The organism is Dokdonia sp. PRO95 (assembly GCF_000355805.1).
Lineage (GTDB): Bacteria > Bacteroidota > Bacteroidia > Flavobacteriales > Flavobacteriaceae > Dokdonia.
The window spans coordinates 1,633,490-1,650,207 of record NZ_CM001837.1 but is presented as its reverse complement, the minus strand read 5'-3'; the positions used below and the strand labels follow the sequence as shown (position 1 = coordinate 1,650,207).

The following is a 16,718-nucleotide window of genomic DNA, read 5'->3' as shown; positions in this document are numbered from 1 at the left end:
ACACAAAAAATCCCGTTACGAGAGGTAACGGGATTATAGTAGAAATGTTCTTATAATTTAATCTTCTATTTGAAATGAGATGGGTAATGAAAAAAGGACCGTTACATTCTTACCAGCTTGTTTTCCAGCAGTCATATCTGGCAATAACTTTGTAACTCGCAACGCTTCTTCTTCAAGTTTTACATGCGGAGCCTTGGCTTTTACATCTACTACTTTTCCAGTCGCATCGATTTTAAATGTCACAAAGATTCTATTTACTCCAGAGAGTCCTAGACCTTCTCCTCTTTCTGCTCTAAATTTTTTAGACACAAATTTGGAAATCTTTGTACTCATACAGTCACGGCGCTCGTCATTTGAGCTTAAACCTTCACAACCTGGAAAAAGCGGAACGGTCTCAATAGCAATAAAAGGAACCGTCTCCGGCACTATAGGCTCCTCTACTTCTGTGACACTATTAGGGTCTACCATTTTAGTATCATCAAGCTCAGAATCTGATGTAAGATCTTCTAATAAATCTTTTACATCTTCTTCTTGCTTCACAATATTGTCAAGCACTTTAGGTTCTTGCTGCTTTTTAGGCTGCACCTTTTTCTTGACTTTCACCTCCTTCTTCTCTACCCGGACTTCACCCATCGTATAGACTTCGTCATAACTTTCGGTGGGCTCAACTACTGCAAAATCCTTTTCTAAAGTGCGCATTTCGATAAAAAAGATGGACGCTAGAAGTGCTAAGATTAACCCAATTTGAAAATGAAGCGTGGGATTTCTTCGTAAATTTGCCTCATGCTTGCGGCTTGATTTGTACACGCTGTTTTGGCGAACAGCAGTACCTTCTTTGGAATTTTCCATAAGATATAGTTTTAAAAATGTTGAACAATTCTTAAAACGAATCAATAAGCAAGCCAAAATTGAGGTCACCTTCTGGAGGCCTCTTTTTTTATAGTATAAAACATAAAAAAAACCATCTCATTAATGAGATGGTTTTTTTATTTAAAAGTCTTTATGACTTAGTCTTCTACTTTAAATGTAATAGGCAATGAGTATAATACTCCTACTGGCTTACCACGTTGCTTACCTGGTGTCATTTTAGGTAATAACTTAATTACACGCTCTGCTTCTGATGCAAGACGTGGGTGTGGTGCACGAGATCTGATGTTTACGATTCTTCCAGTTTTATCAATTTTAAAACTAACAAAGATTCTGTTTATACCAGATAGACCTAAATCTGAACCTAACTCAGTGTTGAACTTCTTGTTTACAAGCTTGCTCACCTTTTCAGACATACAGTTCTTACGATCGTTGTTGTTAGTCATAGACTCACAACCTGGAAAAATAGGCACATTTTCAATAACTGCAAATGGTACATCTGCAATCTCCTCTTCCTCTTCTACAATCTCTACATCCTCTACTTCAACGATTTCCTCTTCGGCATCTGTTTCTGTAGACTCTATAACTGTCTCTTCTATTTCTTCTTCATCCTCTACTACCTCAATAACTTCCGGCGCTGGTGGCGGCGGTGGTGGTGGCGGTGGCGGTGGTGTATTCAATTCCGTGATTGGAATTTCTTCGTCGTCTAGATCATCTAGATCGAGCTGACCAATATCAATAGCTACATCATCATAAGTCTTCCACTCAATGGTGATGTACGTTAGTGCGAGCACTGCAATGAGTCCTAGCTGAAAAAACAGCATGCTTCTCTTGCGAAGGTCTGCTTTGGGATTTTTCTTGGGTTCCATAATTAAAGTATTAGTAGAGAGCTAAAATAGCAAAATAAATCTCAGTTGTGAAACTAAAATTACGATTTTAACCCTTTAAATTTCTTAAAAAATAGTAGAAATGTCAAACTTCCGAGCATTACACCTATACTATTTGCAAGTACATCCCACACATCAGGCGTTCTGTATGTAGTTGCACCACCTTGTAATAACTCAATCACTATGCCATATACCACTAATGCTAAAGCAATTGCTATATAAAACATGGGCTTTGCCCATTTCTGCGTTGAAGATGTTTTTACGATATGAAAATAACTCAACCACAATATAGCTAAACCAAAATAAGCTCCTAAATGCAGGAGCTTATCTATGTTAGATATATTAGTATCTAGTTCTACAGGCTTAACAAGCGATCCTATGCTTAATGCACAAGTATATGCTATCGCCGCAAAACCAATGAGTTTATCCACCTATAAGTTCTTTATAAGCATCTGCGCTTAAAAGCTCATCTACTTGTGAAGCATCAGAGAATTTGATTTTAATCATCCATCCTGCTCCGTAAGCATCGCTATTTACAGTTTCTGGCTCATCTTCTAGACCTTCGTTAAAAGCTACAATCTCACCAGAAAGTGGTAAGAAAAGATCAGAAACAGTCTTTACAGCCTCCACAGTTCCAAAAACCTCATCTCTATCAAGTGTTTCATCAAGAGTCTCTACTTCTACGTAAACGATATCTCCTAGTTCTCCTTGTGCAAAATCTGTAATTCCCACTACGGCTACATCACCTTCTATGCGTACCCACTCGTGATCTTTTGTGTATTTTAACTCTGCTGGTATATTCATCTTAGTCTGTATTAGTTTGATTTAATTCCGCTTTCGCGAAAATATTCTTTTTAATAGATTAATACTTATTATTTTCAAATTTTCGCGAAAGCGAACTCATATTATTAATTTCCAAAATTATACCTCAAAGTAAATCCAGACCTTATAGTCGTTTGTGGAAATGCTGTTGATATTGCAAATGTCGAAAAAGTATGGTCATAAAAGAAGAGTGCAGTAAGATTTTTACTCAACGCATAATCTGTGGTAAACCTAAGACCGTAAATATCTTGTCCCGCCGTAGTCTGGCTATTGTCTATATCTAGATACCTAATGATAGTTTCGTTTTGTCTAAGGGAGAAATCTGCTTTAAAGTTGAGATCACTCTTAAGAACCCTACGAGAACCTCCAAAGTTTGTAACAAACCTTAGGTCCTTAATACGATATCCTAATCCTAAGATATACTCATTACCCTTAATCTCGGTAAGGAGGTTGTTATCAAAACTTAACCCTAGCGCTCTATCCCTTTTTATTTCAGCAAGGATTTTTACAGAATTCTTCATCTCAAAATCAAGACGTACTAAAGGTGTAAACTGCTCTGTAAGCGTGACATTACTAAGTAAAGTTTCATTTAAGAAGTTACCGGCTTGATCACGCTGTGCGGTAAGTGGATCTCTATCTGTATTTCTATTATAAGCGAGGTTTGTTAAATAGTTATTTACAGAGTATCCAGCAGTGTAACCATGTTGCACAGAAAATCTCTTAAACTTATCTCTAAACCACTTAAGATTCATTAATCCTGTGTACTTAATATTCCAGTTAGGTAACGGAATGCTTCTAAGGAAACCAGTATCTGTTTTATTTACGTCTTTACCGGTATACGCTGAGAGGAAAGCTGGTAATAACACCTTTTGATTAGTACGACCAAAACCTTCTGGAAATCCATCTGCATCTACCTCAAATGTGTTTGTACCATAAAACTCTGTAGCCAGTCTATTTGCAACGGCTAGCCTGTTTTCTCTAAACGTATTAAACGTACTTGAAAACTCTGATGTGCTCTCTGCAAAGGCAGTCCCTAGTAGTACTGTCGAAATATTGAAGCGACCAAAACTATTTCCTGTTAACGATTGATAAGCTAAACTCTGCTCGTTTACTCGGTAATTTTCTTGATAGTTTTCTTGAAAAACTCTATTAAAATTAAGATCAATATCTAAGTCTTTTAATAACCCTATCTGAGCTTGAATCGCAAGATTTCTACTTTCTATCTCACGATATTGCTGGTTAAAATCTTGAAAAAGTGTTAACCACCCATTACTTGCCGCAAGTTCTCTTACCTCTGCCTGGCTACCAAAAATAAATCCTGGTGTAGGTCGTAAACTACCAGCAAATCCAACAGATGGCAAATAACCTGGCAAGTAAATACCGTTATCCTCCTCATAAGTAAATTGAACACGTTTAACCGCTGTAAGTAATCCTACTCCTGTATTAAGCGCCTTATCTGACGTACTTAGCCCACTCGTAGTTCCTTCACTAGAAGCCTCTTCTTTTAATTGATTTATCTTACTGTTACGATCATCTTCTGGTGATGGTAAGCCTCTAGGCCTCGTGCTAGTAGCACGTTGCTTTTTCTTCTTGGTTAAGCCTGCATATTTGTAGAGCTTCTCCATATCTAAGGTACCATTAATAGCGTGTGTGTTTGTATTCTCAACGCTATTTCCTAATTCTGGAATATTATCTAATACTTGAAACTGTTGAGAACCTCTCTGCCATCTGTAATTTGCAGTGTACGCATAGGTAGCCGTAATCCACTCTGTAAATGGAATTTTATCAAATGGCAAATCATAATTAAGTTGTAATACTCCATAATGCGTATCTGGCGTCCCTACATCAAAAAACCCATTGTAAATACCATAACCATTAATCTCTTGCCCTGCAGCATCAAGAAAAGCAGGCGCACCATCATTATCAAGATAGTTCCTTACGATACGATTATGGTTTACATTATAATTAAAACGAAGACTCTTAGTAATAGGATAATCAATAGAATATCCCCAATCAAACAAGTAGTTACGTTGAAATAAACGTGGTACCGCAATATCACCTTCGTTTGCAAATACATCTCTAAACTTCTGCTGGTTATACTGGCGTACAATATTAGACTGTACAGCAATATTAGACGGTAAATAATTGAAATTTAAATCCTTTAAAAACTTATAATACTTACCCGTAAATAAAGAGTCATTCTTAGCAAATGGTTCTACAGGCTTAGCATTAAAACTATAATTATAAGTACCTCCTAATCTCACGTTTTGATCACGAGATTCTTCTATCTCAAAATCCTTGTGATCTGTCTGACTATAAGAATATGAAAATGTAAGATTTTCAATATCGTAAGGCATAGGTTTACGCTCGGTATTCGTACGTTCTTTTCTTACACCTATAGCATTAAAGCTCTGACGCTTTGTATAATCTACAGAATAATCTTCTATATTATCTCTCTCTTCTTGACTCGCTGCATTATCTAGTGAAGTTTCTAACTCTACATCCTCATAAAGCGGATTGAATTTAGGAGTTATACTTTGCTCACCTATTGCATAGTTAAGCGGCAATTGCAATCCCCATTTTTTAGGAAGCAATTGCCCCGCATTAAGATTTGTAACAATATCATATTGAGTCACATCTTCTAGGCTACGCTCACCTGCGTTTTGCTCTATACTTCCAAAACCTACAGTACTTAAGCGTCCCGTGGCAGATACATTTGCAAAATCGGCAATATTTCCATCTACGCTTAATACTCCTGCATATCCACCATCGTTAGTAAGATCTGACAAGCGCAGCTCGTTAAACCATACCTCTGCTCCTATTTCTCCTGGAGAGCAACCCATGGCTTGGTTACTCATTGGGTTACCATTTTTTACACCAAGCATTAATGTTCTTACATCACCAAAACTAGGAAGACCTTGTATACCAATACGCAACTGTCCCTCCTCATAACACATAGACTCTGGATTGAGAATACGGTCACCGTTTTGATCAAAGTACGTAATATCATCTGGGTCTGGCTCCACATCTCCTGCGATTACTTTTGATTTGATTATTTGAAGTAATTCTAATGGAAGATCTAGCTCATTTGCTGCTGGCCAGATAGCATCTCTATCTTGATTAGATACATTAAATGCAGTAGGCTGCAGTGGTAATTCTATCTGATAAAAATTTGAATTAAGATCGGTACCCATTCTTATGAAACCAACTAAATTCTGATTATCGAGACCATTTTCAATAATAGGCTCTGCGTGCATAAACATCTTAAGATTTTTATACTGTCGCATGTCGAGATTATAATATTTATAAACTCCCCTTGCGTCTTGCTCTTCAAGATTTTGAACTCTCAAAGAAAGAGACTGCTCGTTTTGCCTGATATTGTTATTGTTATTATTGAGCCTCTCACGCTCTACCCCTGGAGGTAATGCATAAGGAACTGGCTGTCTTGTTTCGTTTGCCTCTATATTTACGGCAGCTACCTCAAACTGTGTATTATCTGCATCATTGATTTGTGTGTTCTCATTAGGATCTAACGTTAGTAAGTATCTTCTAAAATCTCCACGCACTAAATCCAATGTCCCAAAACGCAGTACAACATCCTCTTGCCACCCACTCATGTACATACGCATAAAACGTATAGACCTAAAATCATTAATCCCTCCTACTACATTAGTCGCCTGGTTGATTGGCACTCTAAATTGCACCCATCTTGTAGGTAACTGATTTCCATTTTGAGTAGTAACAGTGAGCTCTCTTACATCTGTCACAAATGGATTATTTTCTATACTTAAAGATGTTGGATTAATAGGCAACTCATATTCAAAATATGCATCTACCGTGTTCATTGTATTATCACGGTTTACATCTTCTACATCTGGAAAAGTAGTTGAGCCACGATTAGTTTGTGTAACCTCTACGGGAGAGTTTCCTTGATTATTGTTGTAATCTTTATAGCGCTCTACCACACCACCCTCTGTATTCAAGAAGTAATTATAGTTATCTCCTGCAGGATCTGGGAGTCCAGCAAAATTTGGAAATTCCACTGCCTCCTCTACATCGCTCAGTCCATCATAACCTATATCTTGATTAGTACGTTGCTGCCCTTCTGTATCAAAAGCATATACTAGGGATTGATTAGTAGGCACCTTTCCCCATACGGTTTCTGATGTCGCCTCATTTCCTCCTTCATTAGGAAGTCCATTTTCATATTGTTTTCTACCATCCTTGAGGATATCCTCAGATATACTACCCAAGTTAATCGTTAGGTTTCCTCCAGCATTTGTAGTGTCACCATCCCCAAAGAATGGATCTAGCAACCAGAATTCAACAAACTCCACGTTTGCTTGTTCAAAATCTGTAGAAGTTAACTGCCTTGTAATTCCTCCAAAATTCTCTTGAGGATTAGAAAGCATTCCATCTGCGGCATCCGGACTAAAGTTATAAGGTCCACGCTCTCCTGGAAAATAAGCTAAATCTAGCGTAAAAAGCGCCTGTGTTTGACCTGCAATAATATCTTGTTGAGGAAATATCTCATCCCTAAAAACACGTCTCGTTTCTGCCAGAGACAAATCGTCGTCTGAGATACCACCAGGACGTTGGTTATTGTAAAAAATAGGATCTATAGAATACCAGGCAAATTTTGCTCTTCTATATCCCGTAGCGAGATCACCGTTTGCAAGCTCTCCACCAAATCCAACTGGCGCAGATGACAAACTCCACTGTAAAGCACCTCCAATATCTATTGAGGTTTGTGAACCTTCAAAATCATCTACATATGAAGTTGCCTCACCATTAAAGTCTGTTCCTTTAGGTTGTCCTGGGAGTAGATAGGCTACTTCACCTCTTACAGAGAGATTTGAGGCTACATCAGTATCGATATTAGGAAGTTTATTAACCCATCTCGTCAAAAACGGAAGCTCTGTAGAGTAGCTTGCATTTAATCCTACTATAGTATTATTTATAGGCTCAAAGCTATACGTAGCTTTTTGAGTAAGTGGTCGCTCATTAAGATTTAAAAAAGTACCACCTACTATAAAATTCTCACTAAACTGATGTTCTACATTAATACCTGTAAAACGTTTATTCTGCTGTCCAAAAATCGCATTATTCTCTACAGAAGCAGAGATAGGGATACCAGAAGCTTCTAAGGATTTATCTAAAATAATAACACGCCCTAACTGGTAGTTAACTGTATAATCAAGCCCTTCTACAAGTCTTCTTCCTCCTGCAGTAACTGTCACAGAACCTTGTGGTACATTAAATGCTCCTAATGGAATACCCTGCTCTTGTGCAGATTTATAACGTCCTTTTAATAAGAATTTATTCTTCTCAGCATTATCTCGAGCAATAGTCTTTGTAGATTGATATAAAGACGAATAGACATACTTGTCTTGATGTGCGTTATAGGTCTCTTCATTCTCGTAAGTTTCTACACCATCGTTCACACTTAACAAATCAAATAATGTCTCTCCAAATGGTTCTACCGTAGTAAATACGATACTACCGTTTTGGACATGTACCGTTGTCCCAGGCACAAAATCAAAGAAACCATCTCCTCCTACTTGGGGATCTCCAAAGGTGGTTAATCGGTCAAGATTAAATAATCGCAATAACGTATTACTCTCAAGATCTCCACGATCTTGACCTTCATCCATAGTATTGTCGTTATTAGTCCCATCAAACAAAGTAGGTAAAGGAGCTCCATCTACAGGAGTTATGAAATTAATAGGAGAAGGATCTGAATATACAATGTTCAATCTAAATCCTTCTTGCTCTAATTGAAAAGCACCTAACGGGTAGATGTTTTTCATCATTAAGTCCCATATAGGCTCCTGCACATTTGTAAGGTTACTTTTAAGCATTTTAACCACAAGATTCACAGGGCTTCCGGCTTGTCCAGCAGGAATTACAGTATCTAAAATGCCGTCACCATTTACATCTTGTCCGTTTAAAATTCCATCACCATTCACATCGGCATCTGCACTATCTGCGATGTTATCGCCATCTTGATCTGGACGACCTTGTCCAAAATCTGCATCTATAATATCTGGTCTCCCATCACCATCTGCATCTGGACGGCTACCCTCTGTAGCATTAATACCATCATTTGCAAATTCACCAACTTGATACACTTGACCTCCCACTGTATATTGAAAGGCTACCCCGAGTACTTCATCATTATTTAAACGCTGGCTAAGAGATATATAACCTAGTGACGGATATAGTGTAAACTGAGAACTCTGTAATTGTCTCGCATTTTCGAGTAACACATAATCAGTTCCATCTTGCACCGTAACGTTACCAAAACCTTGACTTGCCGTCGCTACATCTCTTATAGCAGGGGTAAGAACAGACTGTACAGACTGATCGTTTATACCACGTGGGTTAAAGTCGTTATTGCGGTTATCTGGAAATGCATTTGCAGCGTTATTTATAAAACCTGGATTTGCACCTACATCAATCCCTACGTTACTAGGGTCAGACTCTCCTATATCTTGTATTGCAATTATATTACGCGCATTTGTGGTTTGGTTCTGCCTGTTTGTAATCCAAACTTCGACTCTAGTTATTTGAACCCCTCTGTTATCTATAAACGGGTAGTTTTTAAGAGCATCGTTATAAGTATCCCTAAAGTAATGCGCTAAGAAGAAGTGACGATTTTCATCATAATCTAGCGCTGGCACCTCAAACTCTTGTACAGTCGCACCACCTTCTGCAGTTACTGTTCTAGGCTGAGACTGATTCTCAGAAAACACAGCCGTTACACGAGTCTTTCCAAACTGTAACTCGGTTTTTACACCAAACAAACTCTGAGAGCCTTGAATAAGTGCACTGTTGAGTGGCATTGAGATGTTACCTACTTCAATTTTTTGGATAATATCATCTTCTGTAGGAGTATATTCTAGCTTAATTTGATTTTGAAAATTAAAAGTAGACTCCGTATCGTAATTTGCAGTTATCTGTAAACGTTCCCCCACTTGACCTAGCAAACTTAAACTAATACGCTGGTCAAAATCAAAGGTAAAATTACTACGGTTACGTGGTGAAAATGCTGGATTATCTTGTTTTGTAAATAAGAGACCAAGGTCCATCTCTACAGATCCTTGTGGTGTAAATTCTATTTTATCTCCACCAAAAATGCTTTTAAACAAATCATTCTCAACATAAAGTGATTTTACTAAGCTATTGCGTGTATCATCCTCGTCAGACCTGCCATCTACTGCATTTACCTTTTCTCTAAAATACTGACGCATTTGCTCGTCACGCACTCTTTTTTGATATTCGGCTGGTGTTAAAATGAGGGGATATGTGATATTAAAACTCCCTAATTCCTCAGTAAAAATATATCTATCAAGCACAGCATCATATGTGTACTTTGACACTATACTATTAGGATTAGGCAACAGAAGACTACCTAATGAAAAGGTAGTAGCCGTCGAGTCCTGAGCTACTGTATTTCCTTCTTCCTGCGCCATTGCTGCCGGATTTCCTAAAAAGAAAAACCCAACTACAAACAATATCGCTATACGTACATTTAAATAATAGTCTTGCTTCAAAATATGCCTACAGTTTTTTTAATGCTTCTTTGATAATCGTTTCCACGCTAGCGTCTGGCGTTACTTTTACAATTGCCGTACAGACTTTTTCTGCTTGCTTACGCGCAAAACCTAATGTCTCTAAAGCAGATAACGCCTCTTCTTTGCTTGTATTGCTTTGCACCGCACTTTCACTACTCAAATCGTACACTTTCAATATCTTATCCTTGAGGTCAAGTATTACTCGCTGGGCTGTTTTTGCACCTATCCCTTTAATGCTTTGTATGGTTGCCACATCATTAGAAGCAATTGCTTGTTTGATCTGATTAGGATTTAGAGACGACAGCATAGTCCTTGCCGTACTTGCTCCTATACCAGAAACAGACAGCAACAATCTAAAAATCTCTCGTTCCAGCACTTCCATAAACCCAAATAGCGTATGACTATCTTCTTTAACCTGAAGATGGGTATGTAGCTTCAAAGCCTCGCTATCTCCTAGCTGCCCAAAAGTGTGCAATGAGATATTAATAAAATATCCTACTCCGTTGCAGTCTAGCACTACATGGGTGGGATTTTTTTCTATCAGTCTTCCGCTTAAGTGAGTGATCATTTAACATATAATTAAGGAGCGTAAATGTAAGAAATTTATGTCTAGGAGATTGCCAATTTTAATGGTTACGCTTTCGCGAAAACAAAACCTCTTAAAACCATGTCTTTTCAACAAAAGCTTAATTTATAATTCGTCAAATTCCACCAATAAAATATCCATAAAAAAAAGAGGTGTACATATTAAACATGACACCTCTTTTTATCAAATTTTCGCGAAAGCGAAATCTATATATTACCCTTTATCTTGCGCTCGACGTACTTCTTGTTTTTGCTTTTTCTGAGCATCAATAACAGTAATAGCTGCCATGCTTACCATTTCATCCACACTCGCTCCGAGCTGAAGAACGTGCACAGGCTTACGCATTCCTAATAAAATAGGACCAATGTTATCTGCTTTTTCAAGCTCCTTAATCACTTTATAAGAAATATTTGCACTATCTATATTTGAAAATACCAGTGTATTTACTTTTCTTCCTGCTAGTTTTGAGAATGGGAATTTTGCCTGTAACATTTCTCTGTTAAGAGCAAAATCTGCTTGCACCTCGCCATCTACCACAAGATCTGGATAGTTACGATGTAAGTAAGAAACTGCCTTACTTACCTCTGTAGCCTTCTCATGCCCAGAAGATCCAAAGTTTGAATAACTCACCATCGCTACAACAGGCTCAAGTCCAAACATTTTTACCGTGGCAGAAGTCATTTGAGCAATTTTGGCAAGCTCTTTTGCATTTGGATTAATATTTATCGAAGTATCTGCAAGAAACAACGGCCCTCTTGAAGTCACCATCAAGTTACAAGCTGCAACTTTTTGCACTCCCGGCGCAGTACCTATTACCTCAAGCACAGGCTTTATAACAGTGGGATAACTACGGCTATAACCAGAAAGCATCCCATCTGCATCGCCTTCATTTACCATCATTGAGGCAAAATAATCGCGACGCTTAACTTGACGTCTTGCATCAAGATAGGTGATACCTTTACGCTTACGTGTGTTCCAGTATATATTTGCATAGCGATCTACTTGATCTTTTTCCTCCTCAGATAATGGATCAATAATCTCTACATCTGCCTCAAAACCTATTTCTTCCTTAAGCTCAAGTATCACCTCTCTATTACCTAATAAAACAGGAATCGCAATCCCTTCCTCATGAACAATCTGAGCAGCCTTTAACACATCCAGCTGGTCTGACTCTGCAAAGATGATGCGCTTAGGGTCAAGCCTAGCCCTATCTAGCAGTAATCTTACAATTTTATTATCTTCTCCTAGGCGTTCTAATAACTCATCGTTATAAGACTCCCAATCTGTTATGGGCTCAAGCGCAACACCACTATCCATAGCCGCCTTTGCAACTGCTGGAGGAATTGTGGTTATCAACCTCGGATCAAAAGGCTTTGGTATGATATAATCTCGTCCAAAGGTAAATCGTGTTGCTCCATACGCAATATTAACCTGTTCTGGAACTGGCTCTTTTGCTAGTTGGGCAATTGCTTTTACAGCAGCCATTTTCATTTCTTCATTTATTGCCGTTGCTCTTACATCAAGCGCTCCACGGAAAATAAAAGGAAAACCAAGCACATTATTAACTTGGTTAGGATGGTCTGAGCGTCCCGTAGCCATAATAAGATCTGGTCGAGAAGTAATCGCTACATTGTAGTCAATCTCTGGCGTTGGGTTTGCCATTGCAAAAACAATAGGATCATTTGCCATAGATCTAATCATATCTGGTGATACAATGTTACCTACTGATAGCCCCAAAAATACATCTGCATCTACCATAGCATCTGCAAGGCTATTATAATCCTTATTACTTTTAAACTTTACCTGCTCTGGAGAAAGGTCTGTACGATCTGCTCGCAGCAAACCGTTTATATCAAACATGGATATATTTTCTAGCTTAGCACCTAGCAAGTGATATAAGTTCATGCAAGAGATAGCAGCGCTTCCCGCACCACTTACTACAATCTTTACATCTTCTATTTGTTTATCTGCAATTTCTAATGCATTAAGCATTGCCGCAGCAGAGATAATCGCTGTACCATGCTGATCATCGTGCATCACTGGGATATCTAACTCTGCCTTAAGTCTGCGTTCTATTTCAAAAGCTTCGGGAGCTTTAATATCTTCTAAGTTAATACCTCCAAAGGTAGGTGCGATATTTTTTACAGTCTCGACAAAAGCATCAACATCCTTACTATCTACCTCTATGTCAAACACATCAATACCTGCAAAGATTTTAAATAAAAGCCCTTTCCCTTCCATGACAGGTTTTGATGCTTCTGGACCTATGTCACCTAGCCCCAAAACTGCAGTACCATTTGTGATTACAGCAACTAGATTACCTTTTGCGGTATATTTATAAACGTTATTTACATCTTTTGCAATCTCTAGACAAGGCTCTGCTACACCAGGAGAATATGCTAACGCGAGATCACGCTGGCTAGAATACTTCTTTGTAGGAACTACCGCAATTTTACCTGGTTTAGGCTTTGCGTGATACACGAGAGCTTCTCTACGCTTGTTGCTGTTTTGACTCATAAAGTTGATTTGTATTTGACTTACAAAAATACTGATTTCCTAATAGGTCACATAAGCTATAGTCGATTATCGTTCTATGACAGCATACTATTTAAAATCTAACAGTTGGGTTAAGATATCTACGTTTTGAGGGAGCCTACCTACGTGCTGTAATTTTATTGCAGCTAGCGACAGTGCGACTTTCAAACATCTTTTGATTTCATATTCTTTTATATATGCAAATAGAAAACCGCTCCAAAAAGCATCTCCAGCACCTGTAGCGTCAAGAATATTTTCAACTCTCGCTGCTGGTAGTTCTATTACTTCTTGAGATTTGTTTTTACGCTTTCGCGAAAGCTTAACACCATCAGAACCCAACGTGAGACAAACCAGCTCCACGCCGAAATCGTTGTGAAAGAAATCAAATATCTCATCATGAGACTTACGTTCTCCAAACAAGCGTTCCATATCGTCTTCACTAATCTTCACTAGCGGATTATATGAACAGTATTTTCTAAAAGTTTCCATTGCTTTTTCTCGCTTTGGAAAAATACGTGGCGAGTAATTAAGGTCTATACTTAAAGTGCAGCCAGCCTCAAAGGCCTTCTTAGCTTTGTCTAAAATAGTTTTACGAGCAGGGTTTTTGCTTAATGCAAACGCTGTGGTATGAAAGATAGAGGTCTTTTCAATAAGCTCATCTGGAATTTGATCTTCGGTGATTTTTGTGTCTGCATAACGGTATGGAATAAAGTCTGGCGTTCCCGTCGTTTTCGACACAAATATTACACTTGTAGGGTTTTGTGCATCTGTTCTTACAAGATCCGTTTGCACTCCATTTTCAGCTAGTTTTTCTTCTATGTATAGACCTAAACCATCATCTCCTCTAGTCGCAGCAAGCTTCACATTCATCCCTAGACGTGCTAAGTTCATTGCCACATTTGTAGGGCTACCGCCTAAATATCTGTGATAATCCCTAGTTTGATCTATTCTCACTTCCTTTTGGTGCCCTATAAAGTCTATTAGAACTTCACCTACACATATGATGTCGATATCTCTACTCACGCCTTTTTAGAATTTTGATACTTATAAATGATGTCAACTACTAACTACTCTGCTTGATTATAAACCTCTTGTGCTTGCTTAGGTGTTAACCTAAGTGCTAGAATAGCCGATATTAAGAAAAACACTCCTGCAAATAATATTGCATTTGTAGCATTACCATCAAGTAAATATTTATAGATAGGACCAAAAGTAACAGTCTCGATTGCCATAGGTATCACAATCATCATATTCAATATACCCATATAAATACCACGTTTAGTTTGTGGTACAATCTTGGAAACCATTGTGTATGGAATTCCCATCATTGCAGCCCAGCCTATTCCAAACAGAATCATAGGCGCCAATACTAAATTTGCATCGTTTATATATGGAATCAAAAACATAGCAAGAGCTGTACCTAACAAACTTGCTGCATAAATTTTCTTACCACCAAACTTTAACGTGAGCGGGACGAGCACAAGCGCAACAACCATGGTCACAGAATTATAAGTCAAACTCATTTTTGCAGATTGCGATGCCGCTTCCCCAATAGTGAAATTTAGGGTATCCCTAAACATAGGAACATTAAACTGCCAGTATACAAATAATGCATACCACTGAAAAAGGTACACCCCTGCAACCTTCCACATAAATGCAGGCATCGTCTTTACAGTTTGAGCAATCTCAACAAATGGATGTATAAATTTCTGTACAAAGGATAATTTTCTAAATCCTTCTATTTCTACCATTTCATTTTCAGAGGGTGGTATTTCTTTGGTCTTGCTTACAGACCATAATATGGTGGTGATAGATAATATGGCACCTATAAAAAATGAGTAGTATAACCACTGCGGTATGCTCCCTACGATTTCTTCGGCAACACCAAAAATTTCCTGAAAGTATATAATAGAGAGCATGGCAATCACTGTTCCTGCACCTACAAAAAGACTTTGCATTTGATAACCAAGGCTCAGCTGTTTTTGTGGTAACTTATCCCCTACTAACGCTCTATAAGGCTCCATGGCCATGTTGTTCCCTATATCAAGTATCCACAGCAATGCAACTGCTACCCATAACACCGGACTAAATGGAAATGCAAATAAACAGATACTACCTATGAGGGCACCTATGAGAAAAAATGGCTTCCTTCTTCCAAACTTAGGCGACCAGGTTTTATCACTTATCGCGCCTATAATAGGCTGCACTATCAATCCTGTAATAGGACCAGCAATATTAAGAATAGGCAACAAATCTTCGGCAGCTCCCAGGTATAAGAATATTGGATTTATGGCCGTTTGTTGAAGTCCAAATGAAAATTGAATTCCAAGAAAACCAACGTTCATATTGAATATTTGCCAGAAGGATAGGTTAGGCTTTTTGATACTACTGAGTACTTTATTCATAAATATGCAGGGTTTTTATTATGATTCAAGACAGTAATATCAGCAAAAATATTAAGATAACATTAAGCGACTTCATTTTTAGGAATTTCGCAATAACAACACGCTCTTTAGTTATTTTTTTAACGCATCAATATTTCGCTGTAAACCCGAATACTTGGTGCGCTTTACTGCAGATTTTCTAAAGATTTCTGAAAACACTTCTTGGGTAATTTCTTCCCAGTCTTTTTTTGAATTAGCTAGTAATGCAGGATGAGGATCAAATAGAGGTTCACTATGAGCCTTTGAAAAACGATTCCAAGGGCATACGTCTTGACATACATCACAACCAAACATCCAATCGTCTAGGTGTGGCTTTGCATAATCAGGTATTTGATTCTTTAACTCTATCGTAAAGTAACTTATGCACTTACTACCATCTACTTTATAAGGCTCAACAATAGCATCTGTGGGACATGCATCTATACAAGCAGTACAACTCCCACAGTGATCTGTAACAGGTGTGTCGTATTCTAGATCTAGATCAATCACCAGCTCTGCAATAAAGTAAAAAGACCCTGTCTTTTTTGAGAGTAGATTACTGTGCTTTCCTATCCAGCCTAATCCGCTTTTTTTTGCCCATGCCTTATCAAGCACTGGAGCACTATCTACAAAAGCTCGACCGTGCACATCTCCTATGTTCTCTTGAATGTTATGTAAAAATTCTTTGAGCTTATCCTTTATCACAAAATGATAATCGCGGCCATAAGCATACTTAGATATCTTGTACGAATCTTCATTTTGAATTTCGTGAGGAAAATAATTAAGTAAAAGAGAAATAACACTTTTTGAGCCCTCCACGAGCTTCGTAGGATCAAGACGCATATCGAAGTAGTTCTCCATATACTGCATTTCACCATTCATATTTTGCTTAAGCCATGACTCAAGTCGCGGTGCTTCTTCCTCTAGAAAACCAGCCTTACTTATTCCACAAGACATAAAACCTAAGCGAGTAGCTTCGGCTTTAATGAATGCAGTATGTTTTGCTCGATTTTCAATCATT

10 protein-coding genes are annotated in these 16,718 nt (G+C 38.1%); all 10 read right to left on the bottom strand.

All coding sequences use genetic code 11. From position 1 onward, the window contains the following. Positions 1–57: 57 nt before the first annotated feature. Entirely contained in the window at positions 58–849 is a 792-nt protein-coding gene (locus D017_RS07290) for an energy transducer TonB (protein ID WP_051583831.1), read from the bottom strand. A 158-nt stretch (positions 850–1,007) separates the two neighbouring features. After that, a complete protein-coding gene (locus D017_RS07285; protein WP_035335633.1) occupies positions 1,008–1,736 on the bottom strand; it encodes an energy transducer TonB in 729 nt (242 codons plus the stop codon). 59 nt (positions 1,737–1,795) lie between these two features. Then, complete coding sequence (locus D017_RS07280; protein WP_051583830.1) at positions 1,796–2,185, bottom strand: VanZ family protein; 390 nt, start codon at positions 2,183–2,185, stop codon at positions 1,796–1,798. Continuing rightward, complete coding sequence (gene gcvH, locus D017_RS07275; protein ID WP_013751064.1) at positions 2,178–2,558, bottom strand: glycine cleavage system protein GcvH; 381 nt, start codon at positions 2,556–2,558, stop codon at positions 2,178–2,180. The genes D017_RS07280 and gcvH overlap by 8 nt, the downstream gene beginning before the upstream one ends. A gap of 104 nt (positions 2,559–2,662) precedes the next feature. Then, positions 2,663–10,132, bottom strand: a complete 7,470-nt coding sequence (gene sprA / locus D017_RS07270; protein WP_035335631.1) for a cell surface protein SprA — start codon at positions 10,130–10,132, stop codon at positions 2,663–2,665. Between the two features lie 7 nt (positions 10,133–10,139). Beyond that, a complete protein-coding gene (gene ruvA, locus D017_RS07265; protein ID WP_035335630.1) occupies positions 10,140–10,721 on the bottom strand; it encodes a Holliday junction branch migration protein RuvA in 582 nt (193 codons plus the stop codon). A gap of 231 nt (positions 10,722–10,952) precedes the next feature. Then, positions 10,953–13,256: an NADP-dependent malic enzyme gene (locus D017_RS07260; RefSeq protein WP_035335629.1), complete on the bottom strand. Its 2,304-nt coding sequence runs from the start codon at positions 13,254–13,256 to the stop codon at positions 10,953–10,955. An 87-nt stretch (positions 13,257–13,343) separates the two neighbouring features. Further along, a complete protein-coding gene (locus tag D017_RS07255) occupies positions 13,344–14,297 on the bottom strand; it encodes a sugar kinase (protein WP_035335628.1) in 954 nt (317 codons plus the stop codon). Positions 14,298–14,341: 44 nt separating this feature from the next. After that, on the bottom strand, positions 14,342–15,679 hold the full coding sequence (locus tag D017_RS07250) for an MFS transporter (RefSeq protein ID WP_035335627.1): 1,338 nt from the start codon (positions 15,677–15,679) through the stop codon (positions 14,342–14,344). Between the two features lie 111 nt (positions 15,680–15,790). Then, the gene (gene queG, locus D017_RS07245; protein WP_035335626.1) at positions 15,791–16,717 is read right to left on the bottom strand and encodes a tRNA epoxyqueuosine(34) reductase QueG; all 927 of its coding nucleotides are present in this window, start codon (positions 16,715–16,717) and stop codon (positions 15,791–15,793) included. Position 16,718 lies beyond the last annotated feature (1 nt).